Here is a 22,284-nt window from a genome sequence, read left to right on the forward strand (position 1 = left end):
TTAAAGGGCCTTGTTGAAGGACAGCGACCCGCCGGCCCCGGCGGTGGCGTCGAAGATGCCGGCGCGGCCGTAGGCGGTGGTGCTGGTGACGTTTTTCTTGGCGGCATCGACCATGATGTCCATCACCCGCTGGTAGGCTTCCATCTCGGCCTTGAGGCGCCGGGCGTTGGTTTCCACCAGCTCGTTGAGGCGGGTGCCGACCGCCACCAGCATCTCGCGCCGGTCGTCGTCCAGCAGGCGGGCCAAGTCGGGTTCGTTCATCAGGGGCTGGACCGACTGTTCGTAGAGCCGGGCCAGGGCGGCCTTGTTGTCGGCCAGCAGGCGCACCGTCTCGGGATCGTGGGAGAGCAGGGCGTCGTTCTCCACGTCCAGCAGGTCGCACAGATTGGTGCAGGCGAACAGCAGGTCGTCGTACCAGAACAGCTCGGCCTCGGCCTGGGCGGCCAGAAGCTCGTCGTCGTCGAGCAGGTCGTGATCGTGAAGATCGCGGTCGTCGGTCATGTCACTGCACCTCCTGTTGGCTCAGCAGCATTCTCTGGACGGCGGCGCCGATCCCGATGCCGTTACCCTTGTTGGCGACCATTTTACCGTACTCGTCGATCAGCAGGGACCGGAACATCTGCTCGCCGCTGCCGCCGCCGAAGATGCCGTCGGTCTTGATGCCCTCGAACATGTGGGTGAGCATCTGGCTCATGTACATGGCCTCGAACTGGCGGCCGGCCTTGGCGGCGCGCGCCGTGTCGGCGGTGCCGGCCTTGGGCATCCTGACGCCGGGCATGCCGGAATCGGTGTAGGGCGTGGCGGCCATGGTGGGAAGAATGCTCATCACAGCACCTCCAGATCGGCCTGCAGCGCGCCGGCCGCCTTGATGGCCTGAAGAATGGTGATCAGGTCGCGCGGGCCGATGCCGAGGCTGTTCAGGCCTTCGACCAGTTCCTGCAGGGTGACGCGGTGGGCGACCACGGCCAGCTTGTTGCCGGCGCCCTCGTCCACCTGGATGTCGGTGCGCTGCACGGTGGTGGTGGTGCCGGTCTCGGAGAAGGGCGAGGGCTGCGACACCTGCGGCGTCTCGGTGATGCGGATGGTCAGCTGGCCCTGGGCGATGGCCACCGTGCTGATGCGGACGTTCTCGCCCATGACGATGGTGCCGGAGACCTCGTCGATCACCACGCGGGCCATCTGGTCGGGCTCGACGCGCAATTGCTCGACGTCGGTGAGCAGGCCGACCACGTTGCCGCGATAGGCGGGGGGAACGGTGATCTGCACGGTGCCGGGATCCACGGGCCGCGCCATGTCGCCGCCCAGATAGGAATTGACCGCCTGGGCGATGCGGCGCGAGGTGGTGAAGTCGGGATTGCGCAGGCTGACCTTGACCGATTCCAGGTGCGACATCTCGAAAGGCAGCTCGCGCTCGACGATGGCGCCGTTGGCGATGCGCCCGGCGGTGGGCACGCCCTTGGTGACGGCGGAGCCCGAGGCGCCCGAGGCGGTGAAGCCGCCGGTCGCCACCTGGCCCTGGCCCACGGCGTAGACCTCGCCGTCGGCGCCGATCAGCGGCGTGACCAGCAAGGTGCCGCCGCGCAGATCCTTGGCGTCGCCCATGGCCGACACGTTGGTGTCGATGCGGGTGCCCTGGCGGGCGAAGGGCGGCAGCACGGCGGTGACCATCACGGCGGCCACGTTCTTGGGGCTGACCGAGGTGATGGCGCCGGTCTTGTCGCGGATGTTGACGCCCAGGCGTTCCAGCATGCCGGTCAGGCTTTCCTTGGTGAACGGCGCGTTGGTGAGGGAATCGCCGGTGCCGTTCAGGCCGACCACCAGGCCGTAGCCCACCAGCATGTTGTCGCGCACACCTTCGAAATCGGCGATGTCCTTGATGCGCGACGCCCCGAAGGCTTCTGCCGGCATCATGCCCAGCGTCGCGGCCAGCAGCGAGGCGGCCAGCAACAGGGCGCGGATCGGTTCGGCGACGAAGAGGGCTCGGCGGGCATTGCTTTTCATGACGGTCTCATCCCAGCAGACGGAACATGGGTCTGGCAGGCCTGCTCTTGCGAAAGCCGTGCCAAAGGGAAAGGTGTTTAATATCAATCGGTTGAGTTTGATGGGCGGCGCCGTGCGGCGGTTTTGGCCGGGCAGTTCCGACCGCTTGGCCCGGCAAAACCTGCCCAGTTGACCCGAGGCGCCGGCTCTGGCGAAATAACGCCTGTCGCAGTCCGCCCCAACCGGGTAGAATCGGGACATGAAGATTTCAGGCGTGGGCTCCAAGGGTGCCGTCTCCGGTACCAGGAAGTCCGAAAGTGCAGGCGCCAAGGGCGAGTTCAAGAAGGCTCTGATCGAATCCATGGATTCGATGGAGGAGGCGCATGCCGTCGAGGCACCGGTGGGCATGACCGGCATCGACGCCCTTCTGGTGGTGCAGCAGGTGGACAATTCCGTCGAGCGCGAGGCCCGGCGCCGTCTGGTCCGCCGGGGCGAGGAACTGCTGGACGGCCTCGAGGAACTGCGTCACGGCCTGCTGATGGGCGAAGTCCCCACCGGCCGCATGATGGCCCTGGCCCAGAACGTCCGGGCGCGTCGCGAGAACTGCGCCGATCCGCGTCTGGCCGCCATCCTCGACGAGATCGAGCTGCGGGTCGAGGTCGAGCTGGCCAAGCTGTCGCCGCGCGGTTGATTTTCCTCTGACGAAACGAATTTACCCGTCCCGGGCGCGCCGGGATGCAAGACGGCGCTTGCGGGGGTGCGCCCCGATCCATATATTGCGCTGCGACTTGAACCCCGAGCAGGATTCGAGGGACCCTTATGAACGTCACGTTGCCGCCGGACTATGTTCCGTCCGAGGACGAGCCCTTCATGAACGACACCATGAAGGAGTATTTCCGTCAGAAGCTGCTGCGGTGGCGGGCCGAACTTCTCCGGGAATCCGACGAGACCCTGCAGCATCTGCAGGAGGGTGGTCTGCAGGAGCCCGACATCGCCGACCGCGCCTCGGCCGAGGCGGACCGGGCCCTGGAACTGCGCACCCGCGACCGCGAGCGCAAGCTGATCGCCAAGATCGACGCCGCCATCGGCCGCGTCTCCGATGGTTCCTACGGCTATTGCGAGGAGACGGGCGAGCCCATCTCCATCCGCCGCCTGGAGGCGCGCCCCATCGCCACCCTGTCCATCGAGGCGCAGGAGCGTCACGAGCGGCTGGAACGTACCCATCGGGAAGATTAGGCTCCTGCCATAAGTAAGGATACGGATGCCCCGCCCCTCGGCGGGGCTTTTTTTGTTTGGAATTCCCTCAATCAATGCCTAAAAAAGAAGCTCGCGCGGGGAAGTGATCTAAATTTAGGCATTAAGGGGGCGCAAATGGCCGAGCCGGAACGAATCCTGGAACTGACCCAGGCTGTGCATGCGGTTGCCAGCGACAAGATCAGCGAGATCAAGAAGGTGACCGGCACCACCCGCATCCTGTCGCTCAACGCCCTGATCGAGGCGGCGCGGGCCGGCGAGCTGGGCCGGGGCTTCGCGGTGGTGGCCAACGAGGTCAAGAACGTCTCGGACAACATCAACACCATCACCCAGTCCCTGGAAGGCGAGCTGTCGTCCACCATCAACGACCTGATGAGCCTGGGCCAGGTGATGGTCAAGCAGCTGCGCGGCTCGCGCCTCGCCGACCTGGCGCTCAACATGATCGAGATCATCGACCGCAACCTCTATGAGCGTTCCTGCGACGTGCGCTGGTGGGCCACCGATTCGGCGGTGGTGGACTGTCTGGCCCAGGGCAGCGCCGAGGCGGCCGGCCATGCCTGCAAGCGTCTGGGCGTCATCCTGGATTCCTACACTGTCTATCTCGACCTGTGGATCGCCGATGCCGAGGGGCGGGTGGTGGCCTGCGGCCGCCCCGACCGCTATCCGCGCGCCATCGGCTCGGACGTGTCGGGGGAATCGTGGTTCCGGGACGCCATGGCGACGCGGGACGGCGGCGAATACGCGGTGGCGGACATCTCCACCAATCCCCAACTGGGCGGCGCCCAGGTGGCCACCTACAGCGCCGCCATCCGCGAAGGCGGCGAGAACGCCGGCCGGGCCATCGGGGCGCTGGGCATCTTCTTCGACTGGCAGGCCCAGGCCGAGACGGTGGTCAAGGGCGTGCGCCTGCGCGAGGAGGAAAAGGCCGCCACCCGCTGCCTGCTGCTGGACCAGGGCTTCCGGGTGATCGCCTCCTCCGACGGCGTCGGGGTGCTGACCGAGCAGCTGCCGCTCGACACCCGGTCCGGCCCGACCGGCTCCTATGTGGATGAACGCGGCACGGTGGTCGGCTATTCCCTGACGCCCGGCTACGAGACCTATGAGGGGCTGGGTTGGTACGGGGTGATCATCCAGCAGCCGCAGACCATGGGGACGACGCGGCATTGAGGGGGGCCTGCGGGCGAGACGCCCGCGCTCCGAAAGCAGGTGGGCGAGACGCCCGCGCTCCGAAAACAGGTGGGCGAGACGCCCGCAGATATACTACCCCGGCTGCCCCACCCCGATGGAGTCCACCAAAGTGCGCAGTTCCTGGCGCGCCGCCACGTGGCTCATGTTGAACTCGAAGCCCATGATCTTCTTCTTCAGGTCGATCAGGGTCAGGCCTTCCAGGAACATGGAGCGGTAGATCACCCGCTCGCCCAGGCCGGGAATGACGCGAAAGCCGACCCGCTTCGACAGGTCGGCCAGCAGCTTTTCCATGTCGCGCTTGTTGCGGGCGTCCAGGTTGGACAGGCGGTTCCTGAGCACGATCCAGTCCACCACCGCCTTTTCGCCGCGCATGGCGCGGGTCTTCTTGGTCTCCCACACCATCTCGGCGTAATGGCTGGGGCGGCGGATCTTCATGGTTCCCGGTTCCACCAGGGCCAGAACGTCCAGGTCCACCAGGGAATCGTTGAGCGGTGTCACCAGGGTGTCGGCGAAGGAATGGCCCAGCCGCGACAGGGGGTGGTCGCTGCCCGGCGTGTCGATCACCACCACGTCGTGGCGGGCGGCGAAATCGCGGACCACCTCGTCCAGCCGGGCGCAATCGGCCGCCGAATCGCCGGTGGGTGGAATGGCCACGTGCTCGGGCAGGCGAAGGCTCAGATCCTCCAGATCCTTGCGGGCCGCCCGGTTGCCGATATAGCGGGACAAGGTCGCCTGGCGGGCGTCGATGTCGATGCTGCCCACCGACAGCCCCTTGTCCAGCAGGCTGACGATCAGGTGCATGGAGATGGTGGACTTGCCGGTGCCGCCCTTCTCGTTGCCGACGACGATGACGTGGGCTTTCTTCATGACGTCCCTTTCAAGCTTCCTGTCATGCTGAGGCGTAAGCCGAAGCATCTTTCACCTGCCGGCGGTTGCCGTGCTCGCCTGAAAGATCCTTCGCTCTGCTCAGGATGACAACGCTATGCATGGCCACGCCGCAGCCAGACCTTGGTGTCGTGGAAGACGGCGCCGCCGCCGGGCAGCGCGGGGTCGGCGCTGGTCAGGTGATTGACGCCCTTGCCGCCGGCGAAGTACTGGTCGGGCCAGATGCCCTCCACCGCCACCACGCCGCGGGCGATGCCGGCGGTGGGCTTCGCGGGAACGGCGATCTCGGCCTTGTGGTTGCCGATGGCGACCAGATCGCCATCGGACAGCCCCAAGGCGGCGCAATCCTCGGGATGGATCAGGGCGGTGGGCCGCCCGGCCTGGGCGCGCGAGGTGGGCATCTCGGTGAAGCTGGTGTTGAGGAAATGCCGGGACGGCGGGGTGATCAGGCGGAAGGGATGCTCCTCGTCCGCCTCGTCGGTCACCGCCAGATGGTCGGGCAGTTCGGGCATTCCGTCCATGCCCCAGTCGGGGGCGAAGCGGAAACGCCCGTCCTCGTGGCCGAAGCCCGACAGGAAGTGGGCGTCCTCGAACACCTTGGCGCAGTCGAGGCGTCCCAGCACGTGCAACTCGTCGGCGCCGGGCAGGTCCGAGGCGATCAGCACCTGGTCGATCATCTCCCATTCGTCCATCTCGAAGCCGGGATGGACGGCCCCCAGCCGCGCCGCCAGATCGGCGATCACCCGGTGGTTGGCGCGGCTTTCGCCGATGGGCGGAATCACCGGCTTGGCCACCTGCAGGAAGGTGTGGCCGTAGCTGGTGTAAAGGTCGGCGTGTTCCATGGAGGTGGTGGCGGGCAGCACGATGTCGGCGAAGCGCGCCGTCGCCGTCATGAACTGCTCGTGCACCGCCAGGAACAGATCGTCGCGGGCCAGCCCCCGGCGCACCAGACCGCTGTCGGGGGCCACTTCCGCCGGGTTGGAATTCTGCACCAGCATGGCGGTGACCGGCGGCCCGCCGGCCAGATCCTGGGGATCACCGGTGAGAACGGGGCCGATGCGGCTCATGTCCAGGGTGCGGACCTTGGGGGCCGGGACGTCGAGGCCGTCCAGCAGGGTGCGGGCGATGTCGAACACGCCGCCCATGCTCTGGCAGGCTCCGCCGCCCTTGTGGGCCCAGGCCCCCGACACGGCGGGCAGGCAGGAGACGGCGTGCAGGTTGACCGAGCCGTTGCGCGAGCGGGAATAGCCATAGCCCGATCGCAGATAGGCGCGCTTGGTGGAGCCGTAGAGTCGGGCGAAGGCCTCGATCTCCTCGACGGTCAGGCCGGTGATGGCCGCCGCCCATTGCGGCGTCCGGCTCTCCAGATGCTTCTCCAGCCGCTCGGGGCAGTCGGTGTAGCGCGACATATAGGCGCGGTCGGCCAGATCGTCGCGGAACATCACATGCATCACGGCGCAGGCCAGCGCCCCGTCGGTGCCGGGACGCAGCATCAGGTGCAGGTCGGCCTTCTCGGCGGTGGGGGTGCGGTAGGGATCGACCACCACCAGCCTGGCGCCGCGCTGCTTGCGGGCCTGGGAGATCAGCCCCATCAGATGCACCTGGGTGGCGGCCGGATTGGCGCCCCAGATGACGATCAGGTCGCTTTCGGGAATCTCGCGCGCATCCACGCCCCACTTGGCGCCCGTGCCAGCCACCCAGCCGGTGCCGGCGGCAGTGGAGCAGATGGTCTTGGCCTGGTTGGAATAGCCCATGACGCGGCGCAGCCGGTTGATGGCCGATTGCTGCACATGGCCCATGGTGCCGGCGTAGAAATAGGGCCATACCGCCTCGGGGCCGTGCAGGGCGGCGGCCTCCCTGAAGCGCGACGCGATCTCGTCCAGCGCCTCGTCCCACGGGATGGGGGCGAACCTGCCCTCGCCCTTGGCGCCGACGCGCCGCAGCGGCGTGGTCAGGCGCTCGGGGTGATGCACCCGCTCGGCATAGCGGGCCACCTTGGCGCAGATGACGCCCTCGGTATAGGCCATGTCGCCGCCATGCACCCGGCCGATGCGGCCCGGTTCGGGCAGTTCCACCACCAGCGGGCAGGCGCTGGGGCAGTCGTGGGGGCAGACGGACAGGGCGGTATCGACGGTCACGGGCGGGGTTCCGGTCATGATGCGGCGCAGCGGAGTCTAGCGGGGGCAAGGGGCGGGCGCAACGGCGATGCGCCTTTAACCCTTGAGCCGCCGATGCTATTCTCCGCGACATCTAGATGTGTCTTGGCCGGGGAAGAACAAGGTGTTGACGGACGGCGCAGCCGAACGGGTGGATTGCGTGGTGATCGGGGCCGGCGTGGTCGGGCTGGCCTGCGCCCGCGCCCTGGCCCATGCCGGTTCGGAGGTGGTGATCCTGGAGGCCGCGGACGCCATCGGCACCGGCATCTCGTCGCGCAATTCCGAGGTGATTCACGCCGGCATGTACTACCCGGCCAACAGTTGCAAGGCGCGGCTGTGCGTGGCGGGCAACCGCATGCTGCGCGACTATGCCGCCTCGCGCGGCGTCTCCCATTCCATGACCGGCAAGCTGATCGTCGCCACCGACGAGGCCGAGTCCGCGCAGTTGGGCGGCATTCTCGACAAAGGCCGGGTCAACGGCGTCGAGGGGCTGGCCCGCATCGCCGCCGTCCATGCGCGGGAGATGGAGCCCGACCTTCATTGCGTCGCGGCCTTGTTCTCGCCCGCCACCGGCATCATCGACACCCATGGGCTGATGCTGTCGCTGCTGGGCGAGGCGGAAGAGCGGGGCGCCGCCCTGGCGCTGAAATCGCCGGTGACCGGCGGGCGCCCCACCGATGACGGCATGCTGATCTCGGTGGGGGGCGCCGAGCCCATGGTCCTGCACGCCCGCAAGGTGGTGCTGGCCGCCGGCCTGTCCTCGCCACGGCTGGGGGCGGCCCTGGGACTGGCCAACGTCCCGCCGGCTTACCTGTGCAAGGGCAATTACTTCACCCTGTCGGGCCGCACGCCGTTCTCGCGTCTGGTCTATCCCGTGCCGGTGGCCGCCGGTCTGGGGGTGCACTTCACCCTCGATCTCGGCGGGCGCGGGCGCTTCGGTCCCGACGTGGAATGGGTGGAGTGCGAGGATTACCGGGTGGACCCGCGCCGGGGCGATTCCTTCTACGCCGCCATCCGCCGCTATTGGCCCGGCCTGGCCGACGGGGCCTTGGAGCCCGCCTATGCCGGTATCCGCCCCAAGATCTCGGCCGAGGGCGAGGCCGCGGCGGATTTCATGATCCAGGGGCCGAACCAGACCGGACGGCCCGGCGTGGCCGCCCTTTACGGCATCGAAAGCCCGGGCCTGACGTCTTGTCTCGCCATCGCCAAGCTTGTGGGGGAGTTGCTGGCATGATCAAGCGCCTGATCGCCGTGATGCTGCTGCTCTCGGCCGCGCCGCCCGCCCTGGCGCTGGACCGGCCGCGCGATTTCGTGCCGCCGCCGCCCTCGATGATTCCCAATTTCCGCGAACAGACCCGCGACGTGGTGATCGAGCTGGGCACCTACGCCAAGAAGCGCAATCCCGCCTTCCAGGTCCTGCTGCGCGGCGGCGCCGAGCTGCTGGTCAAGGGCGAGCTGGAGATGGAGTGGGACGATCTGCACGATCCCACCGGCGCCAATTTCATCAAGCGCCCGCCCTTGCGCTCGGTGTTCCGGCCGCTGGTCAAGGTGCTGGACGGCGTCGTCATGGATGGCCTCTATTGCGGTCCCTACGCCTTCGACAAGCCCCTGGACGAGGTGATCAAGGCCAGGAACGAGCTGGACGCCGAACTGGCGGCGGAGAAGAAGCGCGGCATCCACCGCCCGCCGGTGGCCGTCGAGATGGGCCCCTTCAGCAACGACCCGGCCGAGGAACTGCGCAAGTACAACGACCTGAAGCAGAAGCAGGCCCGCGCCGAGATCCAGCGGCGCGCCACCTACGCGCTGGACGCCATCCGCTCGGAAGGGCGCAACGTGCTGGCCGTCGAGATGTGCGACAAGAAGGCGGACATGGAGACCGCCTACAAATCCGCCATCCGCGACATGGTGACGCCCTACGCCAAGATCGGCACCGGCCCGCTGGACGAGACGCCGCGCGCCCATCCCGCCTTCGAGAACGCCAAGGAAATCCTGACCGTCGCCCATGCCCGCAACTGGCTGCCGGTTCTGCGCTCGGACCGTTTCGGCACCAAGGGCAAGTTCATCGAGGCCATCGCCGAGACCAATTACGACATCGTCCTGGTGGACGTGGCGCACCGGTCCAGCGAATTGCTGGTCAAGGCCGACGTCCAGCGCCTGAAATACAAGAAGCTGGGACCGCGCCGGCTGGTCTTCGCGGTGATGCCGCTGGGCCGGGCCTATGACTGGCGCTGGTACTGGATGAAAGGCTGGGAAGTGGGCAATCCCGCCTTCCTCTACGCCCTGGACGAGACGCCCGGCACTTATCTCACCGACCTGGGCAGCGGCGAATGGCGCGGCATGCTGGGCAAGTACCTGACGGGAATCATGGATCTGGGCTTCGACGGCGTGATGTTCGACGACGTCGGCACCTATCTGTGGTTCGAGGAATTGATGCCGCTGGGTGGTTGACATGAGCGTCAAACAGAGCATTTATTTCATTGTGGCCGGGAGGTTTGCCCTGAGCGGATCGTTGAGACATGGTTCTCACCCGACCACCTTTCCTTTTTACGTGAGGGGCTGAATGCACCTCCTGTATCTCGACGATTCCGGCAACGCCAACGATGCCGGCCAGACGTTCTTCGTACTCGCGGGAGTTTCGGTGTTCGAGCGGCAGGGGCATTGGCTGTCCGAGCGCCTGGATGCCATCGCCGCCCGCTTCAATCCCGCCGATCCGGGAAGCATCGAATTTCACGGTTCGCCCATGCTGACCGGAGCGAGGTTCTGGCGTTCGGTGCCCAAGGCCGAGCGGATTCAGGCCATGAAGGATGCCCTCGGTGTACTGGCCTCGTCCCATGGCGGCAACCGGGCCTTCGGCGTGGTGGTCCGCAAGGCGGCGATTTCCCCCCGGGATGCCGTGGATTACGCCTTCGAGCAACTGAGCAGCCGCTTCGATCAGTATCTCATGCGCCTGTTCAAGGGCGGCGATGCCCAGCGGGGGCTGATTGTTTTCGATAAAAGTGCCCGCGAGGCGTCCATCCAGAACCTTGCCATCGGCTTCAAGAAGAACGGCCATAGCTGGGGCGTGCTGAGAAACATGGCCGAGGTTCCCGTCTTCCTGGATTCCAGGAATTCCCGGCTGGTGCAGTTGGCCGACCTGATCGCCTATTCGCTGTTCCAGAACTACGAGCGTTCCGATTCGACATTCCTGGATGTCATCCGGGCCCGCTTCGACACCTCGGGCGGCATCGTCCACGGCCTGCATGTGGTCGATCAGGCTGGCAGCATGGTCAACGATCCATGCTGACCGCCTGCCGTTCCTACGAGGAAGCCTGCCGGACCTTCCGCTGGAAGATTCCCGAGCGCTACAACCTGGCCTTCGACGTTTGCGACCGCCAGACCATGGGCGGCGCCGACGGGCACCGCACGGCGCTGATCGTCGAGGCGGCGGACGGTGGCGTCGAACGCCATACCTTCCACATGCTGCGCCTGTTGTCCAACCGGCTGGCCAACGCCCTGGCCTCCTTCGGGGTGGTGCCCGGCGACCGGGTGGCCATGGTGCTGCCCGCCGGGCTGGAGGCGCTGGTCACCCTGCTGGCGGTCACCAGGATGGGCGCCGTGCTGGTGCCGGTTCCGCTATCCCTGGGGGCCGGGCCCCTGGGCTGGCGGCTGGCCGACAGCGGGGCGCGGGTGGCGGTGGTCGATCCGGCGGCGGTGCCGGCGCTGGACCGCGCCCGTCATCGCCTGCCCGAACTGGAGCGGGTGCTGGCGGCCGGCGATGGCGGAGCGGGGGCGCTGGATCTGTGGTCGGTGATGGGGAGTGCGTCCGATTCCTTCACGCCCCTGGTGACGCCCGCCGACCATCCGGCCTTCATCTTCTATCCCGAGGGGGCGTGCGGCACCCTCGCCGGGGTGATCCACGCCCACCGCGCCATGGCCGGCGGCCTGCCGGCGGTGGAGATGTCGCTCACCTTCTTCCCCCAGTTCGGCGACGTCGTCTGGACCTCCGCCGACTGGATGGGGGCCGAGGCGTTGTTCCGCGCCGTGCTGCCGGCGCTGCATCACGGCGTGCCGGTGGTGGCGCGCCCGGGCCCCTTCGACCCGGCGGTGGCGCTCGACCTGATGGCGCGCCACGGCGTGCGTGCCCTGTACGTGCCGCCCCACCATCTGGGCGCCCTGGCCGAGGCGGCGGCGACCCGGCCACACGCCATGCCGCGCGCCATCGCCACCGGGCCGGAACCCATCGACGACGCCCTGCACGAGCGGGTGATCAAGGTGTTCGGCGTCCATGCCAACGAGGCCTGGGGCGTGCTGGAAAGCGGAGCGGTGGCCGCCAATCTGGCCGGGTTGATGGAATTGCGCCCGCCGTCGCCCGGCCGCGCCGCTCCGGGGCTGTCGGTGGAGGCGGTGGACGAACGTGGCCGCCCCTTGCGGGCCGGCGACCGGGGCATCCTGGCGGTGTCGCCCAACGCGCCGGGCAGCTTCCTCGGCTATTGGGGCGATGGCGCCGGCGCGGCCCGGCGCGTCAACGGCTGGCTGCTGACCGGGCGGGGCGGTTTCCGCGACCTGGACCACTACCTGTGGCCCGACCCGCCGACGGCGGCCGAGGATGTCGTCCTGATCAAGGGCGAGATGGTGCGGCCCGCCGAGGTGGAGGCCGCCCTGGCCGCCCATCCCGACGTGGCGTCGGCCGGGGTGGTGGAATGGCCGGCGGGCGAACTGAAGGCTTTCGTGGTGTCGCGGGGGCGGGCGGGCGATGCCGGCTTCGCCCGCGAGCTTCGGGGCTGGGTCGGCCTGATGCGGTCGGCGGCCGAGAGGCCGGCCCGCCTGGATTTCGTCGCGGAGTTGCCCCTGTCCGTGGACGGCAGCCTGCGGCGCGGCGATCTGCTGGACCGCCCTCTTCGCCTGGACGCCCCGTCACCCGATGAGCGCTGGCCGGGACGACAGGGAAAGCCGCGCTGATCCCTGGCGTTTCTTCGCTGGAAATGTCATGATTCGTCATCGATGAAGGGGGTGGCATGGGACGCGCGGCAGACGATATCCATCTCACCGACGAGCAGCAAAAGTTGTTCGACAGGATGTCGGCGCTGATCGATGCCCAGGCCGAGGGGCTGGTCCTCCTGGAAGTGGCCCAGGACATGGTGGGCGAGTTGCTGCGCCGCGACTGCGACCGGCAATTGCGCGAGCAGACCCTGGGCGAGATTTCCCGCTTCTTCCTCGGCATCATCAAGGCGCCCAACCTGTCCGCCCAGTACAAGCTGGGGCGGCTCAGGATGTTCGCCCGCGCCACGGTGCGCATCCTGCTGGACCGCCGCGTCCGGCTGGCGGTGGAATTTCCGTCTCCGCCGCCCCCCGGCCTGGCGCGCCGCGCCATCGATCACGGCCGGCCGGCCCACTGACCGCCCGCCGATTCAGAGGCGACGGCGTTTGTCAAGAATCTGATTGCTTCATAAAGGCGAAAGCTTGTAATCTGTGGCTTGTGCCAGAAGGCGCTGTCGGGTGGAGTGTCTCTTTGCTTCCGCTGTCGGCAGTTGTCAGTGTTCAATGATAATAGGAGGGCAGAATGTCCACCTCGATTGCATCCGACGCCCCACTTCGGTCTCCGGTCGCCGAGGCGCCCCATGCGGCGGCTCACGCGGCGCAGCCCGTCGCTGTCGAGGCCAAGGAAAGCGCGTCCCTCTCCGAACCCCCCCGTTACACCTCTCCGGTGGTCAAGGTCGATAGCGGAACCGGTCTGGCTCTGCTGGTGGTCCGCGACGGCGATACGGGCAAGGAGGTGGAGCAGTATCCTTCGCGCCATGTGGTCGAAGAGTACAAGCGCAACATCCCCACGGCGATCGATCAGCCGCAATCCTCGTCCAAGCCGCCGGCCGCCGAGGATGTGAAGGCTCCGCCCGCCCCCGTGGCCGCCGCTCCCAGCGCCCCGTCCGCTCCCGCGGCCCCGGCTCCGTCCGGCGGTTCGGTCAAGATCTGAGCGGCGGTCGTCCCGCCGCTCGAGGGCAGGGAGAACGGCCGGTCTGAGACCTGGGCCGGCCCGGTGTTCAGCGTTATGTCGAAGGTTCGGCCGCGAGGTCGGGCCTGCTTTGGCGTGTTTGGGGCAAACCCAGGCCGGTCTCAGCCCGCCAGGACCCGTTCCAGCCGCGCCTCCTCGGCGGTGGAGCCCGGCAGGCCGAAACGCAGGGCATCGGCGCGGAAGTCGAAGGCGCGGACCAGGATCCCCGCCCGTCCCAGCCGCTCGTGGATTTCGGCGGCCCGGTCGTGGCGGGCCAGACGGAACAGGGAGGTGCCGCCCAGCACGTCCAGCCCGCCCCCTTCCAGAATGGAATCCAGCCGCCGGGCGGCCTCTCGCAGCCGGATGATGGTGGCGGCGGTCCAGTCCCGATCGGCCAGGGCGATGGCGCCGATGCCCAGCGCCGGGCCGGAAACCGGCCAGGGGCCGAGATGAAGGGCGAGGCGGGCCGCCAGTTCCTCGGCCGCCACCGCGAAGCCGAGGCGCAGCCCCGCCAGGCCGAAGAATTTTCCGAACGAGCGCAGGACCACCAGCCCGGGACCGGCCTTGGCGGTCAGGGACAGGTCGGGGCGTTCATCGGCGAAGGCCTCGTCCACCACCAGCACCCCGCCTTGCTCCGCCAGCCGTCCGGCGAGATCGAGCAGGCGTTCGGGGGCGATGACGCGGCCGTCGGGATTGTTGGGATTGACCGCGACCACCACGCGGGCCTCGCCGACCTCGTCCAGCCCGGCGACCTCGTGAATCGTGTGGCCGGCGGCGGCCCAGGCGCGGGCGTGCTCGCCATAGGTGGGGGCGAGAATGGCCACGCGGGTGGGGCTGGTGATGCGGGGAAGGGCCTGGATCAGGGCCTGGCTGCCGGTTCCCGCCACCACCCGGGCGCTTCCGGGGATCGCCCAGCGGCGGGCGGCGGCGTCGAGCAGGGACCGCATCGCCCCGGAATCGGGCAGCCGCCGCCAGCTTTCCGGCGACGGTTCGGGCAGGGGATGGGGCCAGGGCCAGGGCCAGGGATTGATGCCGGTGGAGAGGTCCAGCCATCCTTCGGCGGGCCGGCCCCACCGGGCCTGGGCGGCGGCGACGTCGCCGCCATGGAGGGGAAGACGGGTCAGGCTCGGTTGGCGCTTTCCAGCAGCCCCTCGGAAATCTGCAGGTTGACGTTGACCAGGGTGGTGATGGTGTTGTCGCTGATCTCGACCCCTTTCTTCAGGGTGGTGTCGGCGACGAAGTCGGACAGGCGCTTCAGGTTGGCCTTGACCGGGTCGGGCAGGCCGCTGCTGGCGTCGGAGACCAGGGTACGGATGGCCACCCACAGCTGCAGGTTCTGTTCCAGCGCCGCCGCCAGACGGGCCTTGTCGCCGCGCGACTGGTCGAGCGTGATGGCCGCTTCCACCAGGCCGAAGGCATCCTGTTCGCCGATCTTGAGCGATTCGAGCTGAATAGGCTGAGACATACGCTTTCCCCCGAACTTCGCGCGGGCGCGGCCCATCGCCGTCCCGACGCTTGCCCGAATCATACGTCAGGCGATGGAATCTTGCCAATTCGTATGTTGAGAAACCCTTAAAAGGGGGACGGCGCGTTGACGCCCCGCCGTCCGCCCCCTATCCTCGACGAATGATCTATCGAGGATGGAGCGGCAGTTGAGCGGCGGAAAGCACAAGACGGCGGACCAGCTCCTGCAGGATGCGGTGAAGCTCCACCTTTCCGGCGACCTGGACAAGGCCGGGCGCCTCTACAAGGAGCTGCTGAAGCTCAGCCCGCTGCACCCCGACGGTTTGCACCTGTCCGGGCTGGTGGCCATGCAGCAGGGCAGGTTCGACGAGGCCGAGCGCCTGATCCGCGCCGCCATCGCGGCCAGCCCCAAGGCGGTGGCCTATCACGGCAATCTCGGCACCGTCCTGGTCAATGCCGGCAAGCCCCGGGACGCCATGGAGTGCTACCGCCGCGCCGTGGACCTGGATGAATCCTACGCCGACGGCTGGCGCAACATGGCCAGCCTGGCGGCGCAGATGGACGATCACGAGCAGGCGGCCCTGGCCTACAGCACCGTGGTGCGCCTGACCGGCGGCGCCGATGGCGGCGCGCTGGGCTATCTCGGCCTGGAACTGGCGGTGCTGTGCGACTGGGACAACCTGCCGGTGGTCAAGGAGGCCATCGCCGCCCTGCCATCCTGGCGCAGCGGCAAGAGCCTGCCGGCGCCGCCCTTCACCCTGCTGATCCACGATTTCAGCCCGGCCGAGCAGCGCCGCCATGCCGACGAGGCCGCCTCGTTCATCGAGAACCGCGTCGCTCCCATGGCGCACGAGCCCCGGGCGCGGCGCCAGCGGCTCCGCCTGGGCTATCTGTCCGAGGACTTCCACGACCACGCCACCGCCTATCTGCTGGCCGAGGCGCTGGAAAGCCATGACCGGTCCCGCTTCGAGATCTTCGCCTATTCCTACGGTCCCGAGGACACGGGAATGGTGCGCGCCCGGCTGAAGGACGCCTGCGACCACTGGGTGGAACTGGGGGCGCTGTCCGAGGCCGAGGGCGCCCGGCGCATCGCCAAGGACGGCATCGACATCCTGGTGGACCTCAAGGGCCATACGGGCCGCGCCCGCACCGGGATCCTGGCCGCCCGGCCGGCGCCGCTCCAGGTGGCGTGGCTGGGCTATCCCGGCACCTTCGGCGGGACCTGCATGGATTACATCATCGCCGATTCCTTCGTCATTCCGCCCGGGGCCGAGGGCGATTACGCCGAGCAGGTGGTGCGTCTGCCGCTGTGCTACCAGCCCAACGATTCGCGCCGTCCCCGCGCCCTGGTGCGCGAGCCCAAGGCCAAATGGGGGCTGCCGGAAGACGCCTTCGTCATCGCCGTGTTCAACAACAGCTTCAAGATCAACGCCGAGGCCTTCGCGGTGTGGATCAGCGTGCTGCAGGCCCAGCCCGACGCGGTGCTGTGGTTCGTGGAGTTCCACCCGGCGGCCACCGCCAGCCTGCGCAACATGGCCCAGGCGGTCGGCATCGACCCGGCACGCCTGATCTTCGCGCCCCGTCTGCCCCAGGCCGAACACCTGCTCCGCCTGTCGGCCGCCGACCTGTTCCTCGACACCTGGCCGTGCGGCGGCCACACCACGTCCAGCGACGCCCTGTGGGCCGGCGTGCCGCTGGTGGCCTGGGCGGGAAGCACCTTCGCCTCGCGGGTGGCGGGTTCGCTGCTCACCGCCCTGGGCTTCGACGAGATGATCACCAATTCGCAAGGCGCCTACCACGCTTTGGCCCAGCATCTGGCCAAGGAGCGGGTGCTGCTGGCCGAATTGCGCCAGCGCCTGTGGGCGGCGACCCAGACCTCGCCGCTGTTCGACGGCAAGGCTTTCATCGGCCCGCTGGAGAAGGCCTTCGACACCATGTGGGAACGCTGGGAAAAGGGTGAAAAGCCCCAGGGCTTCGACGTCTAACAGGCTGCGGAAAAACTCGCCCACCACTCTATTTATTCGTCACCCCCGCGAAGGCGGGGGTCCATGTTGACGCAATTTGGCGACATCAAAACAAGATATAGTTTGCTGATGCATGGATTGTCCGCTCCGCGTTCCCTTCGGTCCCTAAGCTCACGATCGAAGTGCAACACCCGCTATAATGGGTGCTGCGATGGGACAACGATACAATCAGCTCAGTCTGGATGAGCGGTGCGAGATTTACCGTCTGCATGCAGACGGTAAATCTCGGCGAGCCATTGCCCGGGCCTTGGGCCGGGCGGCGTCAACAATCAGCCGAGAGCTGGAGCGCAACAGTGGCGCCCAAGTCGGCTACAAGGTGGATTGGGCGATGATCCAGGCCCGCGCCCGGCGGCGGCGCAAGCTTTACAAACTGGAGCGCTCGAGCGCGCTCAGGAAACTGACCTTGGACGGCCTTGCGATGGGATGGTCCCCGGAGCAGATCGCCGGGCGGCTCGAGCTTGAGCAAGGTAGGCCGGTGATCAGCCACGAGTCAATTTACCGCTACATCTACTGGCGCGTGAACAGCCACAAGGACTATCTGCACCGGCTGCTGCCGCGCGCCAAGTTTCAGCGTGGCTGGCGTGGCCGCAAGGGCGGCAGCTCGGTGCATTTCATTCCCCAGCGAGTGCCGGTAGCCGAGCGTCCCGCCGAGGTCGCCGACCGGCGCCAGACCGGCCACTGGGAAGCCGATCTGATGCTGTTCTCCCGCTATCGCCAAGCCGTCCTGGTGGCGCACGAACGTAGCTCGCGCCTGCTTCTGCTCCGGCATCACCTCAGCAAAGCCGCCGAGCCAATCGCCGACAGCCTGACCGCCATGCTGCGGCGATTTCCTGCCGAGCAGCGCCGCACCATCACCTTCGATAACGGCTCTGAATTCGCGGCCCATCGCCGCCTGAAGACAAGGCTTCGCATGAAAACCTATTTCTGCGATCCCCATAGCCCCTGGCAGAAGGGCGGCGTCGAGAACGCCATCGGGCGAATGCGGCGGGGACTGCCGCGAAAAACAGATCTCGCGGCAGTTTCCCAGGCCGATCTGGACGACCTGGCCATGGACTACAACCTCACCCCGCGAAAGTGCCTCGGATATCGAACTCCGCTTGAGGCTTTCCTCGGAAAAGCCATCGATCTCGGTGTTGCACTTGAAATGTGAGTCCATCCCCCCGCCTTCGCGGGGGTGACGACGTCTTGGGACGAGTATTTCCGCAGCCTGCTAAAGCATCGAGCGTCAAATCAGAGACAGATTGTCACCCTGAGCCTCGGCGAAGGGTCTTTCAGGCACCTGCGGCAACCGCCTCGGGCTGAAAGATGCTTCGCTGCGCTCAGCATGACAGCGCGTTTCATATTTGACGCTCGTCGCTTTAGACGGGAAGAACCCACTTCACCCGCAGGCTGCGGCCCGAGGTGAAGCCGCGCTTGAAGAAGGCGATGGAGAGTTCCTTGTCGTCGGCCTGGCCCCTGGCCGGAATCTCCCCCAGGTCGAAACGGGCGAGGCCCGCCTCCCTGGCGCGCAGGATGGTGTTCCACAAGGGCCAGTGGCCCAGCGGCTTGTCGAATTTGTCGCGGTCGTAGACGCCCGAGGCGTAATAGGCGGTGCCGCCCGCCCACACCACGATGGAACCGGCGGCCAGCGTCCCGTCCTCCAGATGGCCCAGGGACAGTTCCCCCCGTCCCTCCGTGATCTCGGTCCAATAGACCTGCCAGTAATCCTCGCCCCGCCGCTTTCCCCCGGCGATGCGGGCGTGGAAATCGGGGAACAGGTCGAACAGGGAGCGGTCGGGGTTGGAGGCATTGGCGTAGGACAAGGTCAGGTTGCGGCTGCCCCAATTGGTCAGCGAGCGGTAGCTGTCCCTGATGTCGGCCCGCAAGGCTTCGGCGGTGCGGGAGAGGTCGATCATGGCCGAGGCCTGGACAGTCCCTTCCGCCCCCCGGTCCACCAGCAGGGCGGCCAGCGGGTTGCAGGTTTCCTCCGCCGGTCCGCCGATCACCACGCGGGATAGCCCGCCGGCTCTGGCGGACTCCAGCAGATGGTCGAGGGCGGTGTTCAGGCCGTCCTTGATGTGCCGGGGCTCGGCGTCGGCCTTTCGGGCCAGCACCGCCGGCAGGCCCCGGAACGACACCTGATCGGGGCCTTGGGTGGCGCGGACGCGGATCACCGGGCCGGCCGGGCCGACCACCTGGAACGAGATGTCCCGGTGGGACGGCGTCACGGTGGGATAGAGGCGGGCGGCGAAGCGTCCGCGCAGCGGGTGGGCGTCCCATTGCGGAAAGCCCTCGCCTTCCGCCGCGGGATCGATGGCCTCCACCCGGTATTTGGACATTATTTGCGCTCCAGCTCGCGCAGGCCGGCCATGTTCTCGGCCACCTTGCAGAAGGCGTCGGCCACGTCGTCCAGGTCGGCGCGGCTGGCCGGCGGGCGGATCAGCTCGTGGGTGATCACCCGGTTGAAATGGGCATCCTCCACGTTGGGGCAGGAGCCCAGGCCGTAATCGGGCGCGCCGGTATAGTGGGGGCACTTGAAGGGGCAGCCCACCTCGCCATAGGCCACCTGCTTCTGGTAGAGGGGCTGGAGATAGAGCGGGCGGACATAACCTTCGCCCACCAGCACGCCTTCGCCTTCCCGCAGCTCGGTGGCGGCCAGCTCGGCCTTCAGGGCACGCACGAAGGTGGCGCGGGAAAGGTCGGCCGCCTCGGCATCATAGGACAGGGCATGCAGGTAGGTGACGTGCTCGACGCCGTCCTGGACCTTGGGGCAGGTGAGGAAGGGGATGCCCCGGATGCGGTCCTCCAGGTACCTGACATTGGCCTGGCGGCGCCTGACCAGATCGGGGCCTTTGAGCAGCTGGCGGCGCCCGATGGCCGCCTCGATCTCGCCCAGGCGGAAATTGTAGCCGATCATGTTGATCAGGTCGGTGACGCCCTTCTTCTCCACCACCGCCTCGGCGTGGTTGCGGATCAGCTGCAGCTTCTCGGCCAGCCGGGAATCGTTGGTGGTGACCACGCCGCCTTCGCCGGTGTGGATGTGCTTGTGGTAATTGAGGCTGAACACCCCCATGTGGCCCAGCGTGCCCACCGGACGGCCCTTATAGGTGGCGAAGGGGGCCTGGGCGCAATCCTCGATCACCGTGATGCCGTGCTTTCCGGCCAGTTCCATGATGGGGTCCATGTCGGCCACGTTGCCGAAGATGTGGACGACGATGATGGCCTTGGTCCTGGGCGTGATCCTGGCCGCGATGGTCCTGGCGGAGAGGCAGTAGCTGTCGGGGTCGATGTCGGCGAACACCGGCACGGCGTTGAACACCAGGGCGGCGATGGCCGAGGCGCTCATGGTGTAGGGCGAGACGATGACCTCGTCGCCCGGCCCGATGCCGGCCGCGCCGGCGGCGGCGTAAAGCCCGCTGGTCGCCGAGTTGACGCTGACCGCGTGGGCGGCGGAAAAGGCGGTGGCCCATTCGTGCTCGAAGGCCTTGACCTCGGGGCCGCCGAAGAAGTCGTCGTGCCAGGTGCCGAGGAAGCGCGACAGGATGCCGCTTTCCATCACCTTGGCCACGGCGGCGCGGTCGTCTTCCCCGATCACCGAATAGGCGGGAAACAGCTTGGTGCGGACGGGATCGCCGCCCAGCAGGGCCAGGGTGCTCATGATCGGGACTCCCAAAGAGTGGAGAGGTGGGCGCACAGGGCCTGCGCCGCCAAAGCGGAACGGCCGTCGCTGGCCAGGGGCATATTGCCCGCCAGATGGCCGACGATGTTGTCCAGGGCGCCCAGCATGGCGCGGCCCAGGCCGCTGTCCTCGGGCTCGGCCGGGGCCAGGACGCGGTAGCCGGCAAAGCGCGCGCTGTCGGTCACCGGACGGCGCGTGATCTGGAATGCCGAATCGGTCAGGCTGACCCTGCCGTGGGAAAACAGAAGGTCGGCCTCGAACACCGAGAAGGCGTGCATGTCGGCGCCCAGCAGGTGGATGGGGGCGCCGTCGCGGGCGGAAACCACCACGTCCAGGGTGGGGTCGTCGTCGCGGCCGTCCTCCACCTTGCCCAAGGCGGCGACGGGGGAAAGCGGCCCGATCAGGAAGGCCAGCAGGTCGAGGAAATGGCTGGCGTTGTTGAGCAAGCCCTTGGTGTACCAGGCGCTGCCTTTCTGGAACACCCCCCACCGGCCATCGGCGATCTCGTCCCGTAGCCGGGCCAGCCCCGGCGCCCAGCGGCGGAAATAGTTGACCATCAGCGGCTTGTCCGCCGCCCCATAGGCGGCGACGATGGCCCGCGAGCGCGCCAGGTCGTCGGTCAGCGGCTTCTCGGCGAAGACCAGCCGGGCGGGACCCGGCAGCAGCGCCTCCAGCGTGCCGGCGTGGAAAGGGGTCGGGACGCAGACGCTGGCCACGTCGTAGGCGACGTCCACCTCGGCCAGACTGGCGAAGCCGGCGGGAATGCCCCAGGTCGCCATGAAGGCGGCGCGGCGCGCCGGATCGGGCTCGACGCAGGCCACCGTCTCGAAGCCGGGATGGTCGCGATAGGCCTTGGCGTGGGTCAGGACCCGGGTGGATGCGGGGTCGGCCTCGTCATAGCCGCCGGCGATGGCGCCGCAGCCGACGATCAGGGCGCGGATACGCTCAGACCCAGCGATGCGCGACATGGTCGTTGATCTTGCGCAATTCGGGATGGGCCTTCAGCAGCGCCAGGATGTCGGCCAGGGTGAAGTCCGGCCCCTTGGGCAGCAGCGCCGCGAACACCGTGTCGATCAGCTCGTAATCCTGGGGCGTGTCCAGGGTCAGGCGCAGTTCGGGATCATGCAGCCCGGCGGGGGCCGGCACGTTCCTCAGCGAGTACAGCTCGGGATGGCGGTAGATGTAGAGGCTGACATGCTCGTGGTCGGTGGGGTCATCGGTGCGCCGCGCCACGTCGTCGAGGATGCGGGTGGCGAACACCTGGGTGTCCATGCCGATGGGGTAGGTGCGCTCCAGGATGTTGGAGAGGTAGTCCACTCCCGCCGCCTTGTAGGCCTGGACGCATTGCTCGACGATAATGGGATCGATCAGCGGGCAGTCGCCGGTGAGCTCGACGATGATTTCGGCCTCGAAGGCGTGGGCGGCGTCCAGCACGCGCTTTAAGACGTCGTCCTCGGACCCCCGCCAGCAGCCGATGCCCAGTTCGTCGGCCAGGGCCTCGATGGGGTCGTCGGTGGCGTTGACCGTCGTGGCGACCACGATGCCGTCCAGCGAGGGCACCATCTTCAGGCGCTCCACCATGCGGGCCAGCATGGGCTTTCCCTGGGCGGGCAGCAGGACCTTGCCCGGCAGGCGCGACGAGGTCATGCGCGCCTCGATGGTGGCGATGATCTTCATGGGCGGACTTGGACTCGTTTCGTGGCGGTG

The 22,284-nt window shown here is 67.8% G+C and carries 22 protein-coding genes; 11 read left to right on the plus strand and 11 right to left on the minus strand.

Annotated elements, in window-relative coordinates:
• The 3 genes from ACV4UZ_RS11455 to ACV4UZ_RS11465 are packed head-to-tail and all read right to left on the minus strand — an operon-like array spanning nt 1 to nt 2,001.
• Nucleotides 1-501 carry a flagellar protein FlgN gene (locus ACV4UZ_RS11455; protein ID WP_491600953.1) on the minus strand — a complete coding sequence of 167 codons (501 nt, stop codon included), beginning with the start codon at nt 499-501 and terminating at the stop codon, nt 1-3.
• A 1-nt stretch (nt 502) separates the two neighbouring features.
• Nucleotides 503-826, minus strand: coding sequence for a rod-binding protein (locus ACV4UZ_RS11460; RefSeq protein WP_491600954.1), 324 nt, complete (start codon nt 824-826; stop codon nt 503-505).
• Nucleotides 826-2,001: a flagellar basal body P-ring protein FlgI gene (locus ACV4UZ_RS11465; protein WP_491600955.1), complete on the minus strand. Its 1,176-nt coding sequence runs from the start codon at nt 1,999-2,001 to the stop codon at nt 826-828. The genes ACV4UZ_RS11460 and ACV4UZ_RS11465 overlap by 1 nt, the downstream gene beginning before the upstream one ends.
• Before the next feature lie 238 nt (nt 2,002-2,239).
• Here ACV4UZ_RS11465 and ACV4UZ_RS11470 point away from each other — a divergent pair, with 238 nt between their 5' ends.
• The 3 genes from ACV4UZ_RS11470 (at nt 2,240) to ACV4UZ_RS11480 (ending at nt 4,401) form a co-directional block, all read left to right on the plus strand.
• The gene (locus ACV4UZ_RS11470) at nt 2,240-2,671 is read left to right on the plus strand and encodes a flagellar assembly protein FliX (RefSeq protein ID WP_491600956.1); all 432 of its coding nucleotides are present in this window, start codon (nt 2,240-2,242) and stop codon (nt 2,669-2,671) included.
• A gap of 128 nt (nt 2,672-2,799) precedes the next feature.
• Nucleotides 2,800-3,216, plus strand: a complete 417-nt coding sequence (gene dksA, locus ACV4UZ_RS11475; RefSeq protein ID WP_491600957.1) for an RNA polymerase-binding protein DksA — start codon at nt 2,800-2,802, stop codon at nt 3,214-3,216.
• A 135-nt stretch (nt 3,217-3,351) separates the two neighbouring features.
• Nucleotides 3,352-4,401, plus strand: a complete 1,050-nt coding sequence (locus ACV4UZ_RS11480; protein ID WP_491600958.1) for a cache domain-containing protein — start codon at nt 3,352-3,354, stop codon at nt 4,399-4,401.
• A gap of 93 nt (nt 4,402-4,494) precedes the next feature.
• On the opposite strand, the gene ACV4UZ_RS11485 is transcribed toward ACV4UZ_RS11480, so the two are convergent.
• Both ACV4UZ_RS11485 and ACV4UZ_RS11490 read right to left on the minus strand, forming a co-directional pair.
• Nucleotides 4,495-5,289, minus strand: a complete 795-nt coding sequence (locus tag ACV4UZ_RS11485) for a division plane positioning ATPase MipZ (RefSeq protein ID WP_491600959.1) — start codon at nt 5,287-5,289, stop codon at nt 4,495-4,497.
• A gap of 113 nt (nt 5,290-5,402) precedes the next feature.
• Nucleotides 5,403-7,445 (minus strand): molybdopterin oxidoreductase family protein, encoded by a 2,043-nt coding sequence (locus tag ACV4UZ_RS11490; RefSeq protein WP_491600960.1) that lies wholly within the window; start codon nt 7,443-7,445, stop codon nt 5,403-5,405.
• A gap of 142 nt (nt 7,446-7,587) precedes the next feature.
• On the opposite strand from ACV4UZ_RS11490, the gene ACV4UZ_RS11495 reads away from it, so the two are divergent.
• The 6 genes from ACV4UZ_RS11495 to ACV4UZ_RS11520 all read left to right on the plus strand — a co-directional run bounded on the left by ACV4UZ_RS11495 (nt 7,588) and on the right by ACV4UZ_RS11520 (nt 13,413).
• Complete coding sequence (locus ACV4UZ_RS11495; RefSeq protein WP_491600961.1) at nt 7,588-8,697, plus strand: NAD(P)/FAD-dependent oxidoreductase; 1,110 nt, start codon at nt 7,588-7,590, stop codon at nt 8,695-8,697.
• Nucleotides 8,694-9,911 carry a hypothetical protein gene (locus ACV4UZ_RS11500; protein WP_491600962.1) on the plus strand — a complete coding sequence of 406 codons (1,218 nt, stop codon included), beginning with the start codon at nt 8,694-8,696 and terminating at the stop codon, nt 9,909-9,911. Before ACV4UZ_RS11495 ends, ACV4UZ_RS11500 begins: the two co-directional genes overlap by 4 nt.
• A 112-nt stretch (nt 9,912-10,023) precedes the next feature.
• Nucleotides 10,024-10,746: a DUF3800 domain-containing protein gene (locus ACV4UZ_RS11505; RefSeq protein WP_491600963.1), complete on the plus strand. Its 723-nt coding sequence runs from the start codon at nt 10,024-10,026 to the stop codon at nt 10,744-10,746.
• Nucleotides 10,740-12,401: an AMP-binding protein gene (locus ACV4UZ_RS11510; protein ID WP_491600964.1), complete on the plus strand. Its 1,662-nt coding sequence runs from the start codon at nt 10,740-10,742 to the stop codon at nt 12,399-12,401. The genes ACV4UZ_RS11505 and ACV4UZ_RS11510 overlap by 7 nt, the downstream gene beginning before the upstream one ends.
• A gap of 56 nt (nt 12,402-12,457) precedes the next feature.
• Nucleotides 12,458-12,838, plus strand: coding sequence for a hypothetical protein (locus ACV4UZ_RS11515; RefSeq protein WP_491600965.1), 381 nt, complete (start codon nt 12,458-12,460; stop codon nt 12,836-12,838).
• Nucleotides 12,839-13,002: 164 nt separating this feature from the next.
• Nucleotides 13,003-13,413 carry a hypothetical protein gene (locus tag ACV4UZ_RS11520; protein ID WP_491600966.1) on the plus strand — a complete coding sequence of 137 codons (411 nt, stop codon included), beginning with the start codon at nt 13,003-13,005 and terminating at the stop codon, nt 13,411-13,413.
• Nucleotides 13,414-13,553: 140 nt separating this feature from the next.
• On the opposite strand, the gene cobD is transcribed toward ACV4UZ_RS11520, so the two are convergent.
• Both cobD and ACV4UZ_RS11530 read right to left on the minus strand, forming a co-directional pair.
• A complete protein-coding gene (gene cobD, locus ACV4UZ_RS11525) occupies nt 13,554-14,555 on the minus strand; it encodes a threonine-phosphate decarboxylase CobD (RefSeq protein ID WP_491601049.1) in 1,002 nt (333 codons plus the stop codon).
• Nucleotides 14,552-14,896, minus strand: a complete 345-nt coding sequence (locus tag ACV4UZ_RS11530) for a flagellar biosynthesis regulator FlaF (RefSeq protein ID WP_491600967.1) — start codon at nt 14,894-14,896, stop codon at nt 14,552-14,554. The genes cobD and ACV4UZ_RS11530 overlap by 4 nt, the downstream gene beginning before the upstream one ends.
• Nucleotides 14,897-15,083: 187 nt before the next feature.
• On the opposite strand from ACV4UZ_RS11530, the gene ACV4UZ_RS11535 reads away from it, so the two are divergent.
• Complete coding sequence (locus ACV4UZ_RS11535; protein WP_491600968.1) at nt 15,084-16,880, plus strand: O-linked N-acetylglucosamine transferase, SPINDLY family protein; 1,797 nt, start codon at nt 15,084-15,086, stop codon at nt 16,878-16,880.
• 178 nt (nt 16,881-17,058) lie between these two features.
• Entirely contained in the window at nt 17,059-18,069 is a 1,011-nt protein-coding gene (locus ACV4UZ_RS11540) for an IS30 family transposase (RefSeq protein ID WP_491599453.1), read from the plus strand.
• Between the two features lie 208 nt (nt 18,070-18,277).
• Here the strand turns inward: ACV4UZ_RS11540 and ACV4UZ_RS11545 are convergent, their stop codons facing one another.
• Genes ACV4UZ_RS11545 through ACV4UZ_RS11560 form a run of 4 tightly spaced genes read right to left on the minus strand, consistent with a single transcriptional unit; the run spans nt 18,278 to nt 22,254 of the window.
• On the minus strand, nt 18,278-19,237 hold the full coding sequence (locus tag ACV4UZ_RS11545; protein WP_491600969.1) for a GNAT family N-acetyltransferase: 960 nt from the start codon (nt 19,235-19,237) through the stop codon (nt 18,278-18,280).
• Nucleotides 19,237-20,556, minus strand: coding sequence for a DegT/DnrJ/EryC1/StrS family aminotransferase (locus ACV4UZ_RS11550; RefSeq protein ID WP_491600970.1), 1,320 nt, complete (start codon nt 20,554-20,556; stop codon nt 19,237-19,239). The genes ACV4UZ_RS11545 and ACV4UZ_RS11550 overlap by 1 nt, the downstream gene beginning before the upstream one ends.
• Nucleotides 20,553-21,545, minus strand: coding sequence for a Gfo/Idh/MocA family protein (locus ACV4UZ_RS11555; protein ID WP_491600971.1), 993 nt, complete (start codon nt 21,543-21,545; stop codon nt 20,553-20,555). Before ACV4UZ_RS11555 ends, ACV4UZ_RS11550 begins: the two co-directional genes overlap by 4 nt.
• Nucleotides 21,523-22,254 (minus strand): cytidylyltransferase domain-containing protein, encoded by a 732-nt coding sequence (locus tag ACV4UZ_RS11560; protein WP_491600972.1) that lies wholly within the window; start codon nt 22,252-22,254, stop codon nt 21,523-21,525. Before ACV4UZ_RS11560 ends, ACV4UZ_RS11555 begins: the two co-directional genes overlap by 23 nt.
• Nucleotides 22,255-22,284: the final 30 nt, after the last annotated feature.

The organism is Paramagnetospirillum sp. (genome assembly GCF_058402745.1).

Excerpts from the sequence above, each read along its gene's own strand:
- ACV4UZ_RS11515 (WP_491600965.1), top strand. The coding sequence starts at position 12,458 with ATGGGACGCGCGGCAGACGATATCCATCTCACCGACGAGCAGCAAAAG.
- ACV4UZ_RS11530 (WP_491600967.1), bottom strand. The coding sequence starts at position 14,896 with ATGTCTCAGCCTATTCAGCTCGAATCGCTCAAGATCGGCGAACAGGAT.
- ACV4UZ_RS11505 (WP_491600963.1), top strand. The coding sequence starts at position 10,024 with ATGCACCTCCTGTATCTCGACGATTCCGGCAACGCCAACGATGCCGGC.
- ACV4UZ_RS11560 (WP_491600972.1), bottom strand. The coding sequence starts at position 22,254 with ATGAAGATCATCGCCACCATCGAGGCGCGCATGACCTCGTCGCGCCTG.
- ACV4UZ_RS11550 (WP_491600970.1), bottom strand. The coding sequence starts at position 20,556 with ATGAGCACCCTGGCCCTGCTGGGCGGCGATCCCGTCCGCACCAAGCTG.
- dksA (WP_491600957.1), top strand. The coding sequence starts at position 2,800 with ATGAACGTCACGTTGCCGCCGGACTATGTTCCGTCCGAGGACGAGCCC.
- ACV4UZ_RS11520 (WP_491600966.1), top strand. The coding sequence starts at position 13,003 with ATGTCCACCTCGATTGCATCCGACGCCCCACTTCGGTCTCCGGTCGCC.
- ACV4UZ_RS11460 (WP_491600954.1), bottom strand. The coding sequence starts at position 826 with ATGAGCATTCTTCCCACCATGGCCGCCACGCCCTACACCGATTCCGGC.
- ACV4UZ_RS11545 (WP_491600969.1), bottom strand. The coding sequence starts at position 19,237 with ATGTCCAAATACCGGGTGGAGGCCATCGATCCCGCGGCGGAAGGCGAG.
- ACV4UZ_RS11500 (WP_491600962.1), top strand. The coding sequence starts at position 8,694 with ATGATCAAGCGCCTGATCGCCGTGATGCTGCTGCTCTCGGCCGCGCCG.
- ACV4UZ_RS11540 (WP_491599453.1), top strand. The coding sequence starts at position 17,059 with ATGGGTGCTGCGATGGGACAACGATACAATCAGCTCAGTCTGGATGAG.
- ACV4UZ_RS11470 (WP_491600956.1), top strand. The coding sequence starts at position 2,240 with ATGAAGATTTCAGGCGTGGGCTCCAAGGGTGCCGTCTCCGGTACCAGG.
- ACV4UZ_RS11480 (WP_491600958.1), top strand. The coding sequence starts at position 3,352 with ATGGCCGAGCCGGAACGAATCCTGGAACTGACCCAGGCTGTGCATGCG.
- ACV4UZ_RS11465 (WP_491600955.1), bottom strand. The coding sequence starts at position 2,001 with ATGAAAAGCAATGCCCGCCGAGCCCTCTTCGTCGCCGAACCGATCCGC.
- ACV4UZ_RS11485 (WP_491600959.1), bottom strand. The coding sequence starts at position 5,289 with ATGAAGAAAGCCCACGTCATCGTCGTCGGCAACGAGAAGGGCGGCACC.
- ACV4UZ_RS11455 (WP_491600953.1), bottom strand. The coding sequence starts at position 501 with ATGACCGACGACCGCGATCTTCACGATCACGACCTGCTCGACGACGAC.
- ACV4UZ_RS11555 (WP_491600971.1), bottom strand. The coding sequence starts at position 21,545 with ATGTCGCGCATCGCTGGGTCTGAGCGTATCCGCGCCCTGATCGTCGGC.
- ACV4UZ_RS11510 (WP_491600964.1), top strand. The coding sequence starts at position 10,740 with ATGCTGACCGCCTGCCGTTCCTACGAGGAAGCCTGCCGGACCTTCCGC.